The organism is Bradyrhizobium sp. UFLA05-125 (genome assembly GCF_059803515.1).
The window spans coordinates 40,470-61,698 of the sequence record NZ_JBANBJ010000039.1; the positions used below are offsets into that span (position 1 = coordinate 40,470).

17 protein-coding genes are annotated in these 21,229 nt (G+C 62.3%); 16 read left to right on the forward strand and 1 reads right to left on the reverse strand.

The features are described 5' to 3' along the window. Positions 1–136 precede the first annotated feature (136 nt). The 7 genes from SO156_RS28060 to SO156_RS28090 all read left to right on the forward strand — a co-directional run bounded on the left by SO156_RS28060 (position 137) and on the right by SO156_RS28090 (position 8,494). Complete coding sequence (locus tag SO156_RS28060; protein ID WP_458149963.1) at positions 137–850, forward strand: DJ-1/PfpI family protein; 714 nt, start codon at positions 137–139, stop codon at positions 848–850. A 29-nt stretch (positions 851–879) separates the two neighbouring features. Further along, positions 880–1,209, forward strand: a complete 330-nt coding sequence (locus SO156_RS28065; protein WP_458149962.1) for a putative quinol monooxygenase — start codon at positions 880–882, stop codon at positions 1,207–1,209. Between the two features lie 68 nt (positions 1,210–1,277). Further along, positions 1,278–1,742 carry a (2Fe-2S)-binding protein gene (locus SO156_RS28070; RefSeq protein ID WP_458149961.1) on the forward strand — a complete coding sequence of 155 codons (465 nt, stop codon included), beginning with the start codon at positions 1,278–1,280 and terminating at the stop codon, positions 1,740–1,742. An 8-nt stretch (positions 1,743–1,750) separates the two neighbouring features. Continuing rightward, complete coding sequence (locus SO156_RS28075) at positions 1,751–3,916, forward strand: xanthine dehydrogenase family protein molybdopterin-binding subunit (protein ID WP_498537023.1); 2,166 nt, start codon at positions 1,751–1,753, stop codon at positions 3,914–3,916. Positions 3,917–3,927: 11 nt separating this feature from the next. Then, positions 3,928–5,250: a c-type cytochrome gene (locus SO156_RS28080; RefSeq protein ID WP_498537024.1), complete on the forward strand. Its 1,323-nt coding sequence runs from the start codon at positions 3,928–3,930 to the stop codon at positions 5,248–5,250. Positions 5,251–5,549: 299 nt separating this feature from the next. Further along, positions 5,550–6,449: a TRAP transporter substrate-binding protein gene (locus SO156_RS28085; RefSeq protein WP_458149982.1), complete on the forward strand. Its 900-nt coding sequence runs from the start codon at positions 5,550–5,552 to the stop codon at positions 6,447–6,449. 17 nt (positions 6,450–6,466) lie between these two features. Then, positions 6,467–8,494, forward strand: a complete 2,028-nt coding sequence (locus SO156_RS28090) for a methyl-accepting chemotaxis protein (protein ID WP_498537025.1) — start codon at positions 6,467–6,469, stop codon at positions 8,492–8,494. 56 nt (positions 8,495–8,550) lie between these two features. Here SO156_RS28090 and SO156_RS28095 read toward each other — a convergent pair whose 3' ends face one another. Continuing rightward, the gene (locus SO156_RS28095) at positions 8,551–9,444 is read right to left on the reverse strand and encodes a LysR substrate-binding domain-containing protein (protein ID WP_458149957.1); all 894 of its coding nucleotides are present in this window, start codon (positions 9,442–9,444) and stop codon (positions 8,551–8,553) included. Between the two features lie 108 nt (positions 9,445–9,552). Between SO156_RS28095 and SO156_RS28100 the strand changes: the two genes are divergently transcribed. The 9 genes from SO156_RS28100 to SO156_RS28140 all read left to right on the forward strand — a co-directional run bounded on the left by SO156_RS28100 (position 9,553) and on the right by SO156_RS28140 (position 21,151). Further along, positions 9,553–10,302: an SDR family NAD(P)-dependent oxidoreductase gene (locus SO156_RS28100; RefSeq protein WP_498537026.1), complete on the forward strand. Its 750-nt coding sequence runs from the start codon at positions 9,553–9,555 to the stop codon at positions 10,300–10,302. Between the two features lie 14 nt (positions 10,303–10,316). Continuing rightward, positions 10,317–11,165, forward strand: a complete 849-nt coding sequence (locus SO156_RS28105) for a transketolase (RefSeq protein ID WP_458149955.1) — start codon at positions 10,317–10,319, stop codon at positions 11,163–11,165. Further along, positions 11,162–12,181, forward strand: coding sequence for a transketolase family protein (locus SO156_RS28110; RefSeq protein WP_498537027.1), 1,020 nt, complete (start codon positions 11,162–11,164; stop codon positions 12,179–12,181). The genes SO156_RS28105 and SO156_RS28110 overlap by 4 nt, the downstream gene beginning before the upstream one ends. Before the next feature lie 51 nt (positions 12,182–12,232). Continuing rightward, positions 12,233–13,258, forward strand: a complete 1,026-nt coding sequence (locus tag SO156_RS28115; protein ID WP_458149953.1) for a TRAP transporter substrate-binding protein — start codon at positions 12,233–12,235, stop codon at positions 13,256–13,258. Beyond that, entirely contained in the window at positions 13,255–15,123 is a 1,869-nt protein-coding gene (locus SO156_RS28120; protein WP_458149952.1) for a TRAP transporter large permease, read from the forward strand. The genes SO156_RS28115 and SO156_RS28120 overlap by 4 nt, the downstream gene beginning before the upstream one ends. 71 nt (positions 15,124–15,194) lie before the next feature. Further along, positions 15,195–17,231: a transketolase gene (tkt, locus tag SO156_RS28125; protein ID WP_498537028.1), complete on the forward strand. Its 2,037-nt coding sequence runs from the start codon at positions 15,195–15,197 to the stop codon at positions 17,229–17,231. A gap of 22 nt (positions 17,232–17,253) precedes the next feature. Beyond that, the gene (locus SO156_RS28130) at positions 17,254–18,243 is read left to right on the forward strand and encodes a D-2-hydroxyacid dehydrogenase (protein WP_458149950.1); all 990 of its coding nucleotides are present in this window, start codon (positions 17,254–17,256) and stop codon (positions 18,241–18,243) included. Between the two features lie 528 nt (positions 18,244–18,771). After that, positions 18,772–19,713, forward strand: a complete 942-nt coding sequence (locus SO156_RS28135; RefSeq protein ID WP_498537029.1) for an AraC family transcriptional regulator — start codon at positions 18,772–18,774, stop codon at positions 19,711–19,713. 115 nt (positions 19,714–19,828) lie between these two features. Then, positions 19,829–21,151, forward strand: a complete 1,323-nt coding sequence (locus SO156_RS28140) for a hypothetical protein (RefSeq protein ID WP_498537030.1) — start codon at positions 19,829–19,831, stop codon at positions 21,149–21,151. Positions 21,152–21,229: the final 78 nt, after the last annotated feature.

The window sequence follows — 21,229 nt, forward strand, 5'->3', positions numbered from 1 at the left end:
CAGAAGCGAACGGAAGGCTGATACTATGAGCAAGGCAAAAGTGCTTGTCGTTGGATCCAATGCGACCCAGATCGAAGTCCAGGGTGGCAAATGGGGGCCAACTGGAAATTATCTGAACGAGACCGTCGTTCCGATCATGGCGCTGATCGGAGCCGCCTACGACGTTCAACTCGCCACGCCAGACGGCACCAAGCCCCATATGGACAAGGCCTCGGATTCGGCCGCCCACTTTGGCGGCGACGCGGCCGCCTATACCCGCGCCAGAGCCTTCTGGACCAATGATCCCGCGATGAACCAGATTCAGTCCCTGGGTGCTGTGATCGAAAAGGGATTGGACGGCTACGCCGGCGTCTTCGTGCCGGGCGGCCAGGCACCGGTCGTCGATCTGATGCAAGATCCGCAAATGGGTGCGGTGCTTCGTCACTTCCACGATCGTGCAAAGCCAACGGCCTTGCTCTGCCATGGTCCGATTGCGCTCGTGTCGGCGATGCCGCGTGCGCGCGAATTTCGCGCGGCCTTGATGGCCGGTAATGAATCGAACGCGAAGGAGTTGGCCGAGGGCTGGCCGTATGCTGGCTATCGGATGACGATCTTCTCCGCTTCGGAAGAGACGTGGGTTGAAAAGGAAATCCTGCACGGGAAGATGTACTTCACCATGCCCCAGGCGCTCAGTGCAGCGGGAGGCGACGTGGTGACGACGAAGGTCGATTTCGAGCCGCACGTGATCATCGATCGTGAACTCATCACTGGCCAGAATCCGCGCTCTGATCATTCGGTCGGTGAGGCGCTGGTCAAGGCGCTCGATAAGGCAATCGCTCAACGTCAGCCTGGCGCAGCCGCTTCCGCTTGATCGACGGGACGGCGGGTGGACGACGCACGATGATTGAGCCGACCCACAAGGAGAAATCAGTGGCAACTCAGATGAAAACTACGGCGCTGCTGAAGGCTCGACCCGGCAAGACCGGTGAACTGGTCGCCCTGTTGCGCGGCTTGGCGAGCCACAGCCGGTCCGAGCCGGGCAACCTTCGATGGGATCTTTGGCAAGATCAGGACGACGAGACTACGTTCATCATCGACGAGCTCTACAAGGATATCAATTCGGTTGAGGCCCATCGGGCAACGCCGCACTTTCAGAACTATGCATCCAGGATCAATGAGCTCGCGACCCGAACGGCTGTCACGTCGCATCCTCTGGACGTCGTCTCATAACGCCGTCCGACAGTCGAACGGCGCGTCCCGATCGCGCTGAGCTGCCCGAGCAGATAGCAGGAGTTCATATGGCCACGACGCTGAATATCAACGGTCAGGAAAGGTCCGTCGAAGCGCCTCCCGAAATGCCCTTGCTATGGGTGTTGCGCGATATTCTCGGTTTCACCGGTACGAAATTCGGCTGCGGCATGGCGCAGTGCGGTGCCTGCACCGTGCATGTCGATGGCAAGCCGGTGCGCTCTTGTGTGCTCCCTGTCGGCAATCTCCAAAGCCGCACGATAACCACCATCGAAGGCATCGCAGCGACCCCGGTAGGGGCCAGAGTGCAGAAGGCATGGCTCGATCTCGAGGTCGTGCAGTGTGGCTATTGCCAGTCCGGTCAGATCATGTCGGCGGCAGCGCTGCTTGCGTCGACACCGGATCCCGACGACTCCGATATCGACGCAGCCATGGCGGGGAACATCTGCCGCTGCGGTACCTATGTGCGCATCAGGGCCGCCATCAAGCAGGCAGCGGCCGCTCAGAAGGCGTAGGTGACATTATGACCGTCGCGGAATTGCCGGATATCTCGCGTCGTCGCGTGCTCGGCGGCGCATTGGCAACGGGCTTTGTGTTCGCCTTCCATCTTCCGGTCGATGCCGCCGGGCCCGTGAAGGATTCAGCCGCTAGGACGTTTGCGCCGAACGCTTACATCCGGATCGACGGAGCCGGTCTCGTCACGCTGGTGATGCCGCAGGTGGAAATGGGACAAGGCATTTACACGGGCGTTGCCACCATCCTCGCCGAAGAACTCGATGCAGACCTGACTCAGGTTGCACTCGAGCACGCACCGCCGGACGAGAAGCTCTATGCCAATGCGTTGCTGGGCGTTCAGGCCACCGGCGGATCGACTTCGGTGCGCGCTTTCTGGACCCCGTTGCGGAAGGCAGGTGCCACCACGCGGGCGATCCTCATTCAGACCGCCGCCGAGCAGTGGCAGGTCACGCCTGAGAGCTGCAGCACGATCCAAGGCGCGGTGGTTCACAATGAAAGCGGCCGCAAGCTTCGCTATGGCGAGCTTGTGGAGGCCGCCGGGAAGGTGTCACCGCCGCGGGACGTTGCGCTGAAGGATCCCAAGGACTTTGTCCTGGTCGGTAAGCCATTGAAGCGGCTCGATACGCCGGACAAGGTCAACGGCAAAGTGATCTACGGCATCGACACAATGATGGCCGGCCTGAAATTTGCGACGCTGGCCCAGTGCCCGGTCTTTGGCGGCACGGTCGCGAAGGTTGACGACGACGCCGCAAGGAAAATCTCCGGTGTGCGGCAGATCATCGCGTTGGACAACCTGGTCGCCGTTGTCGGCGATCATATGTGGGCCGCGAAGTGCGGGCTCGAAGCACTTGAGATCACCTGGAACGAAGGCAAGAACGCCAACCTCAGCTCCAGGGACATCTGGGATCATCTTCGCGCGGCGAGCGAAGGTGCAGGCGTCGTCGCAAAATCCGTCGGAGATGTCGCCAAGGTTCTCAATTTCGGAGAGACGTACGATGCGTCTTACGAAATGCCGTTCCTCGCGCACGCGACGATGGAGCCACTGAACTGCACCGTCTACGTTACGCCGAATTCGTGTGACGTCTGGGTGGGAACGCAGATCATTGCGCGCGCGCAGTCGGTCGCCGCGAAAGCGGCCGGGCTCCCGGAAGACAAGGTCACGATCCATCAGCACCTGCTTGGCGGAGGTTTCGGGCGCAGGCTCGAAGTCGACATGATCGACGCGGCTGTGCGCATCGCCAGCAAAGTCGATGGACCTGTAAAGATCGTCTGGACGCGCGAGGAAGACATTCAACACGACCTCTACCGCCCGGTCTATCGCGATAGTATCTCAGCGAGGCTGTCTGGCGACAAGGTGATCGCCTTCAAGTACCGCGTCGCTGGATCATCGGTGATCGCGCGTTGGTTGCCGCCCGCCTTCAAGAAGGGCATCGATATCGATGCCGTCGACAGTGCCGTCGATACACCCTACGACATTCCGAATTTTCAGGTGGAGTATATCCGCGTCGAGCCGCCGGCTGTGCCGACCGGATTTTGGCGCGGTGTTGGTCCCAACAACAATGTGTTCGCAATCGAATGCTTCATGGACGAGCTGGCGCGCAAGGTGAACAAGGATCCGATTGCGTTTCGACGCGACATGCTCGGAAAGACGCCTCGCATCCGACACGTGCTGGACCTCGTAGCGGAGAAATCGAACTGGGGCCAGTCGTTGCCGCCGCGCGTCGGCCGCGGCGTTAGTGTGCAACCGACCTTCAATAGTTCGATTGCCACCGTCGTCGAGGCGGAAGTCGACACGGGCGGTGACGTCTACATTCGCCGGGTGACGCTCGCTGTGGATTGCGGCCTCGCTATCAATCCCGACACCGTCATCGCGCAGGTCGAGGGTGGCATGATCTTCGGTCTGACCGCTGCATTGTATGGCGAAATCACGTTGGAGAAGGGCCGCGTCCAGCAGTCGAATTTCCATGACTATCGCATGCTGCGCATCGACCAGGCTCCGAAGATCGATGTCCACCTCGTGAAAAGCGGGGAGGCGCCGGGCGGGATCGGTGAGGCCAGCGTGGTCGGAGGCCCGCCTGCGTTGCGTAACGCCATCTATGCGGCGACGGGCATTGCATTGCGCCGGCTTCCGATCGACCGGCAGTTGATCGCGGAGAAGAAGTCGTGGTTGTAAGAGCGGTGGTTGTGAGATCCGTGATCGGGGCCGCCATCGCCGGCGCCGTCGTTGCGCTGGGCGCGGTTTGGTACGTACGCGGGCCTGGTCCGTTGGCGTTCACCGGCGGCAAGAATGTCGCCGTGGCGGACTACAAGGACGGCGATCCGACGGGGGTGCCTGCCGATATGAGGCAGGCCAGCCTCCTCGAGCGCGGCAAATATCTCACGGAGGCGGCGGACTGCGTGGTCTGCCATACGGCGCCAGGCGGCAAGAAATTTGCGGGTGGCTTTGCGTTCAAGCTTCCGTTCGGAACCATGTACTCGACCAACATCACGCCGGATCCGGAGACGGGTATCGGCAAGTACACCGACCAGGAGTTCCTGGACGCAATGCATCGTGGCGTTCGCCGCGATGGCGCGCGACTTTATCCGGCGATGCCCTACACTTCCTACACGTTTGTCACTGATGCCGATGCACTCGCGATCAAGGCCTACCTCTTCAGCCTGGCGCCGGTGCGCGCCGTGCCGCCGGCAAACACGTTGCTGTTTCCGTTCAACCAGCGCTGGGCCATGACGTTCTGGTCGTTGGTGTTCAATCCCGATGCGCGCTTCCGGCCTGATACTTCGCAGAGCCTCAAATGGAATCGCGGAGCCTACCTGGCCGAAGCGCTGGCGCATTGCGGCGAATGCCACACGCCGCGCAACATCGGCTTTGCGCTCGACAACCGGAAGAAATTTGCAGGCGCTCCGGTGGCAGGCTGGCATGCCTCGGATATCTCTTCCGACAAGACCAGCGGCCTCGGCAGTTGGACCGATGATGACATCGCCTCCTATCTTTCGCTCGGACATGTGTCAGGCCACGGCACCGCATCGGGACCGATGGGCGAAGCTGTCGATCACTCCTTCAGCAAGATGACGAAGGCCGATATCGAGGCGATGGTCACGTTCCTGCGGAGCGTTCCACCCGCGACGTCATCTGACGTTTCCTCAAAGTCGGTGCCCGCCCCCGTCTCTCACAAGGACGGCGTGACCGCGAGCCTGCTCGGCAAGAAGATCTTCGAGGGCGCCTGTGTGAGTTGCCACGGCTGGAGCGGCGAGAGCGCGGTCTCGAAGTTTGCGACGCTGACCGGAAGCGCCGCCGTCAACGATCCGAGCGCTATGAACGCGGCGCAGATCGTTATCAGCGGCACGAGACGCCTGACACCGAATAGTGCGCTGTCGATGCCGTCTTTCGGTCATGCGTTCTCCGACGATGAGATCGCCGCGGTCGTCAACTACGTCACCGCCCGCTTTGGAGCCAAGGGCTCGTCGCTGACGGCGCGGGATATTGCCGACCTGCGGGCGCAGAACTAGGCCGTTACGACGATGTCCCTGGGAGGAGAGTCTCGCGATCCGAAGGTCGGCTCTGGAGTGCAACCCGTAACTTACGCGCCGGCAAGCCAAGCGCGGGGTGGGGATGACTGAGTGCCTTCTTTTTAGTCAAGCGGCGCACGGTGTCGCTTTGTGCCAAGGTAAACATTTCATACAGCCAGTCCGGCTATCGTCGCGGCGCCTATGGAGGGCACTTGATGAAGCCGCAATCGATTCGTCTGGTCAGCGTTGCCCTGGCGTTGTCCCTTTCTTCTGCGCTGCCCGCGATAGCGGCATCCCAGATGGTGTCGCTGGTGTACAATGGCGCCCCGCAATCGCCGCAGCAGATTGGCTCGGACGGATTCCAACGCAAGCTGGCCGAGATTGTACAGAGCCGCATCATTCTGGATGAGCGCGGTGGCAACACGATGGGCAGCGAGACGGCGATCATCGCCGCCATGCGCAACGGCGAGATCGACATCGCGACGCTGTCCGGCTCGGTCGTAAGCTCCGTCGTGCCCGAATTCGGCGTGTTCGACGTGCCCTTCCTGTTTCGAGATGCTGCGCAGGCCAAGGCAGTCGCGGAAGGCCCAGTCGGCGCCGCGCTTGCGAAACATTGCGCCGACAAGGGGTTGGTGCTGCTTGCCATTGGCAAGCAGGGCTTTCGCAACGTCACCAATTCGAAGCGGCCGATCCGCTCGCCCGCGGACATCAAAGGGCTGAAGATTCGCGTTCTGCCCAACGAGGTCTATCAGATGACCTTCAAGGCGCTAGGCGCCGAGGTCGTGCCGATGGAGTTTCCGCTGGTCTATTCGGCGCTCAAGGATGGCCGAATCGACGGGCAGGAGAATCCCGTCATGACGATCGCCACGGCCCATCTCGAGGAAGTGCAAAAATATGTCAGCTTGACCGGGCATTTCTTTGCGCCAATCGCCTTCGTTGCCAATCGCGACATGTTCCAGGCGCTGAAGCCTTCCGACCAGACCGCCCTCATCGCCGCCGCCAAAGCCGGTGCGGAGGCGACCTGGCAGGCCGGCGCCGAGGACGAGGCGAAGAAGCTCGAGCAACTGCGCAAGGGTGGCATGGAGATCATCGAGAAGGTCGATCGCCAGCCCTTCATCGATGCCGTGAAATCTTTGGAGCCCGAGTTCGAGAAGCGCTTCGGCAAGGACGTGCTCGCCCAGATCCGGGCCACGCCGTAACTCCCGGGGGAAACATCATGACCTTGTCCGTGTTCCTGTCGCGCATCGGCATCCGCCCGCGCATCTTCGGTGGCTTCACGCTGATTTTGGGCTTCCTCACCGTGCTGGCACTCCTTGCCGTGCTGCGGCTGTCCGAGATTGGTGGCACGGTCAGCCATCTCGTCACCAGCGCTGACGGCGACGGTGCCATGGCGCGCGTCCATGCCGCGCTGCTGTCGGCCAATGGCGCGGTCGAAAAGTTCGTTCGCACGCGCAATCTTGGTGATCGCGACGCTGCTGCCAAGGCGATCGATGGATTCGGCCAGGCGTTCGACCAGGCCGACCAGCAGTTTGGCCGTTTGCCGGCGATCACGGCCGGCCGCAATGTACTGGTTGAGGCACTCGACAGCTACAGGAAATCCTTTGCAACCGTGGCCGCTGCGGTCGACCATCTCCGCACCGCGAGTGCCAAGAGCGAGGCGCTGGGGGCTTCAGCGAGCCTCGACATCGGCGCGATCAATGTCGCACTTGGTAACCAGCCGGAGCACCTTCTCCAGCCGCTGCGTCTGGCGGCTACGGTCGATGCGGTGCGCGTTGCCGCGCTGCATTTCATCATCACCCAGGCCCAGTCCGACGCCGACGATGTCGCGTTGACGCTCGGCTATGCGAAGGCTGCGATCGCTGACAGCGAGGCGGAGATCGCGGGCCTCGAGGCGCCACGCCTGAAGAGCCTGCTCATCGCACTCAAGAAGGTGCTCGCCGATCAGGCTTCTATGCTCACGGACCTTTCCGCCGCGGTCGGTGAGCTGCGCAAGGGCCAGGCCGATCTCGTCAAGGCGAGCGGCGCGATCGACGCGCAGACCGGAACCATCAGCCAGGCGTTGGGTAGTGCGCGCGCCGAACAGAGCCGGCTCACCGCCGAAACGGTCGAGCACACGGGCAACGTCTTGATGGCGGTCGCTGCCTCCGCGCTGGTTCTGGGCGCGTTGCTCGCCTGGCTGATCGGGCGCAGCGTATCGCGGCCGATCGGTCAGATGACCCTGCGCATGCAGTCCCTTGCGGCCGGCGACCTCGATCAGGCAATTCCTGGCGGTGAGAGGAGCGACGAGATCGGCCATATGGCCGGCGCCGTTGAAATCTTCCGGCAGAATGCACAGACTGTCCGACGCATGGAGCAGGAGGCCGCTGCACAGCGGTCCGCGGCCGAGACCGAGCGTGCGGCGATGATGGCGCAACTCGCCGACCGCTTCGATCGGGGCATGGAAGGTGTCATCGGCGGTGTCTCAAACCGTGCCGAGGAGATGGGACAGAGCGCCCAAGATCTCGCGCGCGTTGCTGAGCGCGGAAGGTCGCTCGCCGAGCAGGTCGCCGCAACCTCTGCCCAGGCCTCCTCCAACGTTCAGACCGTGGCGGCGGCAACGCATCAACTCGCTGCCTCGATCAAGGAGATCTCGAGCCAGGTGGCCCGCTCAGTCTCCGTGTCCGATCAGGCCAAGGAGGAAGCTTCGCGCACCGAAGCCCTGATGCGCGCGCTGTCGGACTCGGCGGAGCGGATCGGCACGGTGGTGCAACTCATTCAGGCGATTGCAAGCCAGACCAATCTGCTCGCGCTGAACGCCACGATCGAATCGGCGCGCGCCGGCGATGCCGGCAAGGGTTTTGCCGTGGTCGCGAACGAGGTGAAGAGTCTGGCGACGCAGACCGCTCGTGCTACCGAGGAGATCGCGGGCCTCGTCGCCGAGATCCAGAGTTCGACCGGCCAGTCCGTTGCTGCGATCGGACAGATCGGCAGGACCATCGCCGAGATGACAGAGATCGCAACCGTGATCGCAGCCGCCGTCGAGGAGCAGGGTGCTGCGACGGGCGAGATCGCCCGCAACGTCGAACAGGCAGCGAACGGGACGACGGCGGTGACCGGGCAGATCGGTGACGTCCGCAATGTCGCCGGCGAAACCGATGCCGGCGCCGAAGCGGCGCTTGCCGCAGCCGCTGCGCTGCAAGAGCAGGCGCGTGCACTCAAGCACGACGTTGCGGAATTCCTGCAGACGGTGCGTAAGGCCGGCTAGTCCGCGTCGGGGATCCGCAGCGACGTTGGATGGCTTTCCGTTTCGGACGGGACGAACTAACGCGTTTGGGCCCCGTGAGTTAAATTCAACTCCTTTGCAATCCACTTGGTAAACGTGCGGACCGACCGCCTGTGCTTGGCCTGCGGCGGGCACACGAGATAGTGGCCGACATAGGTGACATCGCGAGCGCGCCCGGCGAGCGGTGCTACCAGCTGGCCAGTGGCGAGCTCGCGTTCGGCAAGTCGTGTCGATTCCAGGGTGACGCCGAGGCCGTCCGTGGCGGCGGCGATCGCCATGAAGCTGCGGTCGAACCGAAATCCGCCGGGGCTCGGTGCGGACAGGCCGTTTGTGGCGAACCAGGCGTTCCAGCGAACGCGCTTCTGCTCGCTCTCGATCAGCACCAGTTTCAAGAGGTCTGCAGGCTCACGGATCGCGCCGGCGAGAGAAGGTGCGCACATGGGACGTATGGTCTCCTCGCCAAGAGGCAATACGGACAAGCCCTCCTGCCGCGGTGGCCCATAGCAGATGTCGACGTCGAACTCGTCGTTGCGAAAGTGCGGATAGTCGACGCCGGCGGCGAGCCGCACCTCAAGTTCGGGATGGCCTTCAATCAAGCTTCGCAGGCGCGGCATCAGCCATTGCGCCGCCATGCTCGGCGCGCAGTGGATTCGCAACAGGTTTGACGAACGTGCGCTCGCGACCTCGAGGCCGTGTCGCAGCTCGTCGAATCCGCTCGAGACGCGACGCAACAGCTCATCGCCCGCCACGTTGAGCCGCACATTGCGACCTTCGCGCTCGAACAGCGTCGTTCCGATCTGGTCCTCGAAGGCGCGGATCGCGTGGCTGACCGCGCTCGGCGTCAGTCCCAATTCGCTTGCTGCCGCGCGGAATGATCCGGTGCGGGCGGCCGCTTCGAATACGCGCAATGCACCGAGCGGAAGCTTGGACATGCCATAGGTGAACACAATTCACCTATTGATGCAAATTCCATGTATTTTCCAACCCCTCCCTCCCAAACATAGTCAGCGGCAATCGAAACAAGATCACACGGAGGGAACATGCTTTTGGCAGGCAAAACTGCGATCATTTCTGGAGCCGCCGGCATGCGCGGGATCGGCTTCGCAACTGCAAAAACATTCGCAAAGAACGGCGCGCGCGTCGCGATCCTCGATATCGATGCCAAGAGCGCGGCGAGTGCCGCAGCCGAGCTTGGCAAGGACCACATCGGGTTGGCCTGCGACGTGACGAACAAGGCCGACTGTGAGCGCGCTGTCTCCGACGTGCTCAAGGTCTTCGGCCAGATCGACATTCTGATCAACAACGCCGGCATCACCCAACCCGTCAAGGTCTGGGACATTTCGTCCGAGGACTGGGATCGCATCCAGGACGTCAATCTGCGCGGCGTGCTCTTTCTCTCGCAAGCGGTCATGCCGCACATGCGCGGCCGCAAATCCGGTGCGATCGCCTGCATGTCGTCGGTTTCCGCTCAGCGTGGCGGTGGCATTCTCGGCGGCGCGCATTATTCGGCCGCGAAGGCCGGTGTGCTCGGTCTCGCCAAGGCGATGGCCCGCGAACTGGGTCCCGACGGCATCCGCGTCAATTGCGTGACGCCCGGTCTGATCCAGACCGACATCAACGCGGGCAAGATCTCCGACGACAAGCGCAAGGAGATCATTGACGGCATTCCGCTCGGCCGGCTCGGCGTGCCGCAGGACGTCGCCAACATCTATCTGTTCCTGGCCTCGGACCTCTCCGCCTACACGACGGGCGCCGTCATCGACGTCAATGGCGGCATGCTCATCCATTGAACGAGGGGACGGTCATGGCTGAATCCGCATTGCGAACCAACGAGCCCGACGTTGCCGAACGTGCCTACCGCATCCGACGCAATGCTCTTCGGATGGGCGAGGTTCAAGGGCAGGGCTATATTGCCCAGGCACTCGATATCGCCGACGTGCTGGCCGTCGCCTACTTCCACGCCATGCGCTACCGCCCTGAAGATCCCGCTTGGGAGGGGCGTGACCGATTCCTGCTTTCGAATGGCCACTACGCCATTGCGCTCTATGCGGCGCTGATCGAGGCCGGGATTGTTCCGGATGCCGAGCTCGAGACTTACGGTTTTGACGACAGCCGGCTGCCGATGTCGGGCATGGCCAGCTATACGCCGGGCATGGAGATGTCCGGCGGTTCACTGGGACTGGGCCTCAGCATCGCCGTCGGCATGTGCCTCGGTCTCAAGCGCAAGGGTTCCGACAGTCGCGTCTACACGCTGTTCTCCGACGGAGAGCTCGACGAGGGCTCGAAGTGGGAGGCCATGATGTCGGCAGCACATTACAAGCTCGATAATCTCATCGCCATCGTCGACGTCAACAATCAGCAGGCCGATGGTCCCTCGGGGCAGATGATGGGCTTCGAGCCACTGGCCGACAAGGTCCGTGCGTTCGGCTGGTTCGTGCAACGGGTCGACGGCAACGATCTCAACGCCGTCACTGCCGCCTTCGATGCAGCCAAGTCGCATGGTGGCGCAAGGCCACGCATGATCATCGCCGACACTCTCATGGGCAAGGGCGTTCCTTTCCTCGAAGCGCGCGAGCGCAACCACTTCATGCGAGTGGACCAGCACGAATGGCAGCTGGCGCTGCAAGCTCTGGACGCAGGGAGGCAAGCATGAAGCCGGTCGCAACGATGGCTCCGACGGCCGCAAAGGAAAAGCCGCGGCTTACCACTTCGGCCATGATCGCCTCGATTGCCGGCGAAGGGCAGGCGACCAAGCCGGCTCCGTTCGGCCATGTGCTGGTCGAGCTTGCGCGCCAACGGGCCGACATCGTCGGCATGACTGCTGACCTTGGTAAGTACACCGACCTTCACGTGTTCGCGAAGGAGTTTCCGGATCGCTATTACCAGATGGGCATGGCCGAGCAGCTCCTGTTCGGTGCTGCATCCGGTCTGGCTGCGGAAGGATTTACCCCCTTCGTCACGACATACGCCGTGTTCGCGTCCCGCCGCGCCTATGATTTCATTCATCAGACGATCGCGGAGGAGGATCGTAACGTCAAGATTGCTTGCGCGTTGCCAGGCCTGACCTCCGGTTACGGGCCAAGTCACCAGGCCGCCGAGGACCTGGCACTGCTCCGCGCGATGCCGAACATGACCGTCATTGATCCTTGCGACGCCCACGAGATCGAACAGGTGGTGCCGGCGATCGCGGCGCATCAAGGTCCGGTCTACATGCGGCTGTTGCGCGGGCAGGTGCCGCTCGTGCTCGATGAGTACGGCTACAAGTTCGAGCTCGGCAAGGCCAAGCAATTGCGGGACGGCGCCGATGTTCTCATCATCTCCTCTGGCCTGCTGACGATGCGGGCGCTGGAAGCCGCCAAGCAGCTCGAATCCGACCGCATCGGTGTGGCCGTGCTGCACGTGCCGACCATCAAGCCGCTGGACACCGAAACGATCGTGGAGGCGTGCCGCAAGCCGGGTCGCATCGTCGTCGTCGCCGAGAACCACACCGTGATCGGTGGATTGGGCGAGGCGGTGGCGGCGGCCCTGATGCGGGCGCGAGTCCATCCTGCGTTCCACCAGATCGGTTTGCCTGACGAATTCCTCGCCGCAGGCGCGCTGCCGACATTGCACGATCGTTACGGCATTTCGACGGAGGCGATATGCACCTCCATCAAAAGCTGGAGATGAAGGACAAAACCTTCACGACAGACAATCAATCAAACAAACAGGGAGAGAGAAATGACCGAGGAAGCGAAGAGGGGCTTGACGCGTCGTGCTGCGCTGGCCATGGGCGCCGCCATACCCCTTGTCTCCATCATCTCGCGGCGCGGCGATGCCGCCGAATTCACCCTCAAATTCGCGACTGGCCAGGACCCCTCGCATCCCGTCAACAAGCGGGCGCGCGAAGCCATCGACCGGATCAAGCAGGCGACGGGCGGCCGTGTCGAAATCAATCTGTTTCCGGCCAATCAGCTCGGCTCCGATACCGATCTTCTCGGTCAAATCCGTAACGGCGCGGTCGACTATCTGAACATCGGCGCTTCGGTGCTTGCCACGCTCGTTCCGGGCGTCGGCATCGTCAACACCGGCTTCGCCTTCAGCTCCTACGATGCCGTGTGGAAGGCGATGGACGGCGATCTCGGTAATTTCGTCAAAGGCGAGATCGAGAAGATCGGCGTCCTTCAGGTCAGCAAGTCCTGGGACAACGGATTCCGCCAGCTCACGTCCTCCACCCGCGAGATCAAGACCCCGGATGACCTCAAGGGCTTCAAGATGCGCGTGCCCGCGGCGCCGATCCTGACAAGCCTGTTCCAGGCCCTCGGCGCAGGTCCGACGCCGATCAATTTCAACGAGGTGTACTCCGCGCTGCAGACCAAGGTGGTCGAAGGGCAGGAGAACCCGTTGGCGATCATTTCGACGGCCAAGCTCTACGAGGTACAGAAATATTGCTGCCTCACGAGCCATGTGTGGGACGCCTATCTCATCTTGGGAAATCGCCGCTCGTTTTCGCGCCTGCCGTCCGACGCGCAGGAGATCGTGACGCGCGAATTGAACAAGGCGGCCGACGACGAGCGCGCCGACATTGCCGCGCTGTCGAAGTCGCTGCGTGACGAGCTGGCGGCCAAGGGCCTCAACTTCGTCGAAGTCGACAAGGTTGCCTTCCGCGCGACGCTCGGCAAGACCAGCTTCTACAAGGATTGGCGCGAAAAGTTCGGCGAGAAGGGTTGGACGCTGCTCGAGCAGGCAGTAGGCAAGCTCGGATGAGCGCGATCCACGTCGATGACCCCGTGGCCGGAAGCATGAGCTCCGGACTGGCGGTCAAGCTCGACCGGCTGCTCGTTCTGGTCACCGAGCCGCTCGCGGCGTTCGCCGTGGCGGCCGAGATCGTCATCCTGCTCACGGGCGTGATCGCGCGCTTCGTCTTCAATCATCCCCTGACATGGTCGGATGAGCTCGCGTCGATCACGTTCCTCTGGCTGGCCATGCTGGGTTCAGCGATTGCGTTGCGCCGTGGCCAGCACATGCGCATGACCGCGCTGGTCGAACGAAGCTCCGGTTCGATGCGGGAGTTACTTGAGGCGCTGGCGACCATGGCGCCGGCTCTGTTCCTGCTGCTCATCCTCTCGCCATCCGTCGATTTCGCGGAAGATCAGGCTTTCGTTCACACCCCGGCGCTTGGGCTGAACGATGCCGTGCGCGCCGCAGCGGTACCCGTGGGCGTTGCGCTCATGCTTGCCGGTACGCTTGTTCGGAGCCTTCGCCTCGGAGTTTTGCAGCTTGCATTGGCGATTGCTATTCTCGGCGCTTTCGCGGCAGGACTCTATCTCCTTACGCCCTGGATCGTCGCGATCGGCAACTGGAACCTGTTGTTGTTCTTCACGCTGCTGCTCGGCCTCTGCGTGCTTGCGGGCGTGCCGATCGCCTTCTGCTTCGGCCTGTCGACGGTCGCCTATCTCGTGGTCGTGACCACGACACCGTTACAGGTCATCCCTGGCCGTATCGATGAAGGCGTGAGCTCGCTCATCCTGCTCGCCGTGCCGTTGTTCATCCTGCTCGGCTACCTGATCGTGATGACGCGCATGGCAGCGTCGATGGTCAAGTTTCTCGCCGCGCTGGTCGGTCACGTCGAGGGGGGACTTGCTTACGTGCTACTTGGTGCAATGCTGCTCGTCTCCGGCATTTCGGGCGCGAAGACCGCGGACATGGCCGCTGTGGCGCCCGTGCTGTTTCCGGACATGAAGCGTCGAGGTATCCACGAGGGCGAACTCGTTTCGCTGCTTGCGGCATCCGGTGCGATGGCCGAGACGATTCCGCCTTCGATCGTGCTCATCATCATCGGATCGGTGACGGGCGTCTCCATTGCGGCCTTGTTCACCGGCGGCATTCTTCCCGGCGTCGTGCTGGCGCTGGCGCTCGCCCTCGTGGCGCGGCGGCGGATGTCGGAAGGCACCGGTGCGGATCGCGGGGTGACGACGGCGCGCGAAATCGGTCGCACCTTCCTCATCGCGGCACCCGCGCTGATGCTTCCCGTGCTGATCCGCGTCGCGGTCAGCGAAGGCGTGGCGACCGCGACGGAAGTGGCCACCATCGGCATTGCCTATGCCTTCGTTGTGGGGATCGTCGTCTACCGCTCGTTCGATTGGCGCCAACTTTATCCGGCGCTGGTTGGCACCGCGGCGCTGTCGGGAACCATCCTGTTCATCATTGGCGCGGCGACCTGCATGTCCTGGGCGTTGACGCAATCGAACTTCTCCCATGCGCTTGCTGGTGCCCTGGCGCAGGCCCCCGGTGGGCGGTACGGTTTCCTCCTCTGCTCGATCGTGCTGTTCGTCGTGCTTGGCAGCGTGCTCGAGGGTATCCCGGCGATGGTGCTGTTCGGACCGTTGCTGTTTCCAGTCGCCAAGCAATTGGGCGTGCACGAAGTGCATTATGCCATGGTGGTGGTCCTGGCGATGGGCATCGGATTGTTCGCGCCGCCTTTCGGCCTCGGCTACTACGCGGCCTGCTCGATCGGACAAGTCGATCCGAACTCCGGCCTCAAACGCATCTGGAGCTATCTCGCTGCGCTCATCGTCGGTCTTTTGGTCGTCGCCTTCGTTCCCTGGATTTCGACCGGATTTCTCCCCTGATGCGCTAAACGCGCACTTAACCCAGGCGGCGCCGGTCTCGCCGGTGCCGCCCGCAACAGGTGTCATCGCAAATGTCGATCAGTCCTTCGATCACCTCAGATACGTCGCGCGCTCCGGTTGACCTGCACAAGCGCATGGCCGACGCGATCCGCTTTTTGTCGCTGGATGCCATTGAGCGGGCAGCGGATGGCCACCCCGGCGCTCCGCTCGGTTGCGCCGAGATCGCAACCGCGCTGTTCACGCGACACATCAAGTGCAATCCGGCCGATCCGCTGTGGCCGGATCGCGACCGGTTCGTTCTGTCGAACGGCCATGGCTCGATGCTGATCTATTCCTTGCTGCATCTGTCGGGCTACGCCGGTTTTCCGATCGAAGAGATCAAGCAGTTTCGCGAGCTCGGCTCGCACACCCACGGCCATCCCGAGCGGGCGCCCGATCTCGGCATCGAGGTCACGACCGGCCCGCTCGGACAGGGCATCGCCAACGCGGTCGGCATGGCTGTTGCAGAAGCCTGGCTCGGTGCGACCTTCGGCGCTGATATCGTCGACCACCGCACCTACGCCATCGTCGGCGACGGCTGCCTGCAGGAAGGCATCGCGCACGAGGTGATCTCGCTCGCCGGCCATCTGCGCCTGGGGAAGCTTTGCTTCCTGTGGGACGACAATCGCATGACCGACGACGGTCACACCGATTTCGCGATCTCCGAGGACGTGCGCGGGCGTTTCCGGATCGCCGGCTGGCAGGTCATCGATGCCGACGGTCATGATGTGGAGCAGGTCTCGGCGGCACTGCTATTGGCCGCACGCGACCCGCGACCGACCGTGATCGCCTGCCGCACCACAATCGGCAAGGGATTGCCGCGGCTCGAGGGCAAGCGCGGCGCGCATGGCGGTCGCGTGTTCGCCAAGGATCTGGAAGAGGCGCGCGCGGCGGCAGGCTGGACGGAAGGACCGTTCGAGATTCCCGGCGATGTGACGGAGGCCTGGAAGGACGGCGTCACCGATCGCAACCGGCCTGCCTACGAATCCTGGCGCGCCCGTGTGGCCGCCATGCAGCCGGAGAAGCGCGCCGTGTTCGAGCGTATGATGGCCGGCGAGCTTCCCGAAGGATGGAGCGATGCGCTGGCCGCGTGGCGCCGCAAGATGGCGGCCGAAGGGCCGATCCGCTCCACCAACGAGGCGACTGCCGATATCGTTGCGCTGCTCGCCGAGACGATCCCCGAGCTGATTTCCGGCGCCCCCGACCTCGAAGGTCCGACCAACTGCAAGCGCGCCTTGCAGGCATTCACGTCCGCCAATCCCGCCGGCCGTTACGTGCACTACGGCATCCGTGAGCACGCCATGGGTGCGATGATGAACGGCATGGCCGCGCATGGCGGCGTGTTGCCTCTCGGCGCCACCTATCTGGTCTTCTCTGACTACATGCGACCGGCGCTGCGGATGGCCGCGCTGATGGAATTGCCGGTCGTTACCGTCTACAGCCACGATTCCATTGGCATCGGCAAGAACGGGCCGACCCACCAGCCGGTCGAATTCCTGGCCTCGCTGCGCGCGATGCCGAACATGGCGGTGTTCCGCCCCGCCGACAACGTGGAAGCCGCCGAATGCTGGGAGCTTGCGTTGCGCCGCAGGCACGGCCCGTCGTCGATGATCTGCTCGCGACAAGCCTCGCCGCTGGTTCGTACCCAGGAGAGTTCCGCCAATCTTTGCTCGCGTGGAGCCTATGTGCTTGCCGAGGCCGATGGCGCGCGGCGTGCCACGTTGCTGGCAACAGGCTCGGAGGTCCAGATCGCGCTCGCAGCGCGGCTTGTCCTGCAGGCGCAGGGGGTGCCCACCGCGGTGGTCTCCATGCCGTGCTGGGAACTGTTCGAGGAGCAGGACGAAGCTTATCGCGCAGGTGTTCTCGGCAAGGGCGTGCGGGTCGCGGTCGAGGCGGCGGTGCGGCTCGGCTGGGACCGCTGGATCGGCGACCGGGGCGGATTTGTCGGCATGTCCTCTTTCGGGGCGTCAGGCCCGGGCGATGCACTGTTCGTCCATTTCGGCATTACGGCCGAGAAGGTTGCGGGAATGGCATTGGGATTGCTTCGCGATAAGCTAACCGTCGCCTAGGACAACTGACCGCGAGAGCAAGATGGCCAACCTATCGGAACCAGTCCGTATCGTGTTTCTTGACCGGGACACGATGCCGCCGGAGATTCGGCTTCGGCCGCCGTCGTTTCGGCACGAAGTTCAGGAGTACGCAACGACCGCGCCGCAGGACGTCGCGAGCCGGATCGCGGACGCCCACATCGTGATTACCAACAAGGTGCCGGTTCGGCGCGCGGAGTTGCAGGCGGCGCCGCACTTGCGCTTGATCGCGGTTGCAGCCACGGGATACGACGTCGTCGATATCCATGCCTGCGAAGAGCGCGGCGTTGCCGTTTCGAACATTCGCGGCTACGCGGTCAATACGGTCCCCGAGCACACTTTCGCACTGATATTCGCGCTCCGTCGCAGCCTGACTGCTTATCGTGATTCAGTCCAGAGCGGCCGATGGCTCGAATCCGGCCAGTTTTGCTATTTCGACTTTCCCATTCGCGACCTGGCCGGCTCGACGCTCGGCATCATCGGTGACGGCGCACTCGGCCGTTCCGTCGCGGACATCGGCCGCGCGATCGGAATGCGCGTGCTGTTTTCCACCTACAAGGGCGTGGAGGGGATGGGGCCTCTCTACACTCCCTTTGAGGACGTGCTGCGTACGTCGGACGTCATCACCTTGCACGCGCCATTGATGCCGGCGACACGCAACATGATCGCTGCGCCGGAATTCGCCGTGATGGAACGGCGCCCGCTTCTGATCAATACCGCGCGTGGCGGCCTTGTCGATGAGACCGCGCTGGGCGATGCCCTTCGCTCCGGGCAGATCTCGGGCGCGGGTTTCGATGTCGCGACCGTCGAACCGCCCCCGGCCGATCATCCGCTGATGCAACTGGTTGGATTGCCGAACTTCATTCTGACCCCGCATGTGGCCTGGGCGAGCCAAGAGGCCGTGCAGGCACTCGCCGACCAGCTCGTGGACAATATCGAGGCCTTCTGGAACGGCGATCCGCGAAATCTCGTTACGGCGGCGGTGGAACGCTGAAACAAGCGACGACTGGCGAATTGCACCTTTCGCCGGCGACGCTATGCGCGCCGAAAGCACTGCCGCCAACCGATTCCCGAGACACACCCAACGCAGAACCTTGGCACCCGTGCCGACCCAGAACCAATCCGGCGAAGACTCGCCGGTCGGATCATCGCGAACGAGTAGATGCCGCCACGCGGCGAACAGGGGTGATATGACGCTGCCTGTTCTCGTAACGTTTGCCCGGCTAGCGCCTTGTGCAAGGGGGGCGCATGAAGCGTCGTCGCAGGTCCCCACCGAAAGTAAACCGCCAGCAGCGCGCCCACCGGGAAACGGTACGATCTTCACCTTGATCTAGATCAATCTTCGCTTCAGTTGGTGCTGGAGGATTGGAACGGTAAAGACCGTGTCGTGCCAAGATTGTCTTCCCACTCCAACCCATCGCCTGCACGCATGCGCCTTGATAAAGGGCTCTCGTCGATCCCAAGTGCAACTGGTGGAATTGCGCGACTCGCATGTGATCGATTGTGTCGTGCGGAAATAAATTTGGCTCCCGTTCTGTTGCGCGCTGGCTTAACAAGCGAAGACATTCAAGATCGCAACCGACGGCTCGACGCGAGCTCTCAGGTCAGGCTGCTCGAACTCGCCGCCACGGCGGCGCAGGACGATTGCTTTGGCTTCCGTCTCGCGCAAAACTTCGATTTGGGCGAGATCGGCTTGCTCTATTACGTCATGGCATCCTCAGAACAGATCGGTGACGCTCTGCGGAATGCGGAACGCTATTGCGCGATCAATAATGAGGGAGTGCGGCTGCGGGTTTTATTAGAGCCTTCGGTTGTCATCAGATTCGAATACCTGGATATCGATCGGATCGCAGATCGCCACCACATCGAGTTTTGGCTTACCACTCTACTTCGCATCTGTCGGACATTGACCGGCAGTCGGATTGCTCCGCAGCAGGTCACGCTGAAGCATTTTAGATCGCAGACACCTGCGGACGTTCTGGCTTATCTAGGCTGCAAGATCGATTTTACGGCGACAGGCGATCAGATAGTGTTTCCTGCGTCGATAGGCTCGTCGCGGATTGTCGGTGCCGACGCTCATTTGAACAGACTATTACTTCGATACGCAGACGACGCTCTTGACGGTCGAGTTTCCCGGCGCGCTAGTATGCGCTCCCGCGTCGAAGATCAAATAGCTCACTTGCTCCCACACGGGAAAGCGAACGCAGCGGAGGTTGCGCGCCGCCTTGGTATGAGCCGCCGCACCCTTGCTCGTGCATTGTCCGACGAGGATACAGCCTTTTCTAGCGTGCTTGGGGAGTTTCGGCGCGCTCTTGCCCAACGATATCTCTGCGAACGGGACCTTCCGATTTCCGAGGTCGCGTGGCTGTTAGGCTATAGTGAGGTTAGCTCCTTCACACATGCCTTCGCTCGCTGGACGAGGTCGACGCCAACAGCGTTCCGCAATCTAAGAGATGTTCGCTGAGCGTCGGCGCGACGCTGGCTCAAAATCTCAATCTTTTGGCACATGATAGCAAGCTTTGTTTGGCCGCAATGCGCTAACGCCCGGTATTATGCAAGTACGACAAAAAGCGGCTGCGATGACCGACACACTCGCACGAAAGGATCTCGGTTCGTTAGGGCACCGCTTCAGTCTCCTAAGACGATATGACCCGTTGTTCCTGGCTTCGGTTGTTTGGCTTAGTGTGCTTCCGATTATGGTTGTTGCGCTCGGCGTTTTACTGTCGGTGATGTACCGAAATCCTTTGCTGCTAGACGACCCTCAAATGTTTAGCGAGGATCTGATTATCTATTTCAATCAGGACCGGCTGTTCGGAGCATCAGCTCTGATCCAGCCTTATTCTGGCTACCTCCAGTTATGCTGCCGGATCATTGCATTTACCACCGGTTTTTTCCCCGCCAGATATGCGGCTGATCTCTATGCCGCGTTCTTCGTGGCAACGATCTTCGTCACGGCCATTGTCATCTACACGTCTCCGATCTTCACCGGATGGGGCAAGGTGCTCGCCGCGCTGGCGCTGGTCTACTCGCCGACAGGTTCCGAGACCTTCTTCGGAATGCCCTACACGCAATGGATCATGGCTCCAGTCGTCGGGCTGGCGTTATACGAAAGTCCAACGTCGAAGGGACGCGCGCTTGTCCTGCTGGCATATTTCGCAATGGTCGGGCTGTCCGCGCCGTTCGTGATCATCGCCGCGCCATTCGTCGCGTGGAAGGCCCACAGCGAGCGATCTCGCTACGCCTACGCCCTATGTGCGATCACGACCGTCACAGCGGCCATCCAGCTTGACGGCATCATCACCCGTGGGGCGGCCAATCCAGCCACCGGCAACATCATCGAGCGCGCGTTCATGGCAACGAGCGTTTTCTATGCCTGGGCGACAGGCCCGAACTATCCCGGCTTATGGCGAGCGCTCGCCATCGCCATACCGACGTCCGCAATCGTCATCTGGTATCTCTGGCAGAACCGCAAGGCCGCCGAGCGTGCCCTGATCTACTTCGTGGCCTATGGCGCTGTCGTCCTGGCGGCTGGCTGCCTGCAAGTCGACGCGCCGCTGCACGCCAATCAGTTCCTGTTCGGCGCGAGATATTTCTACCCGCCCATTGTCTTGTTCGTTCTCACCTTCATCGTGATTGAGAACTCTGATCGTCACCGGATCACGCTTCCATTCATCGCAGCGGCACTCGGAGTCATTTTCGTCTCGCACGTGACGAACATGAACGTTCACTTCACGTACAGGAACTGGGCCGAGACCGCTCGCTGCATCGAACAGCGCGCGGACTGCATTACAGGACTCAATCCGGGAAACACCGGCTCGATACGCATCCCGTCCGACTCGGAGCTCAAAATCATGTCGGTGGCTGAACGGCTGCGGTTTCGCGAGAATGAACTGATACCATGACGAGACAACGAGCAGAAAAAGTGGCCGTTATCCTGATCTACGCCTTGGTGACTGCTGTCGTAGTGCTCACGGCGAGGA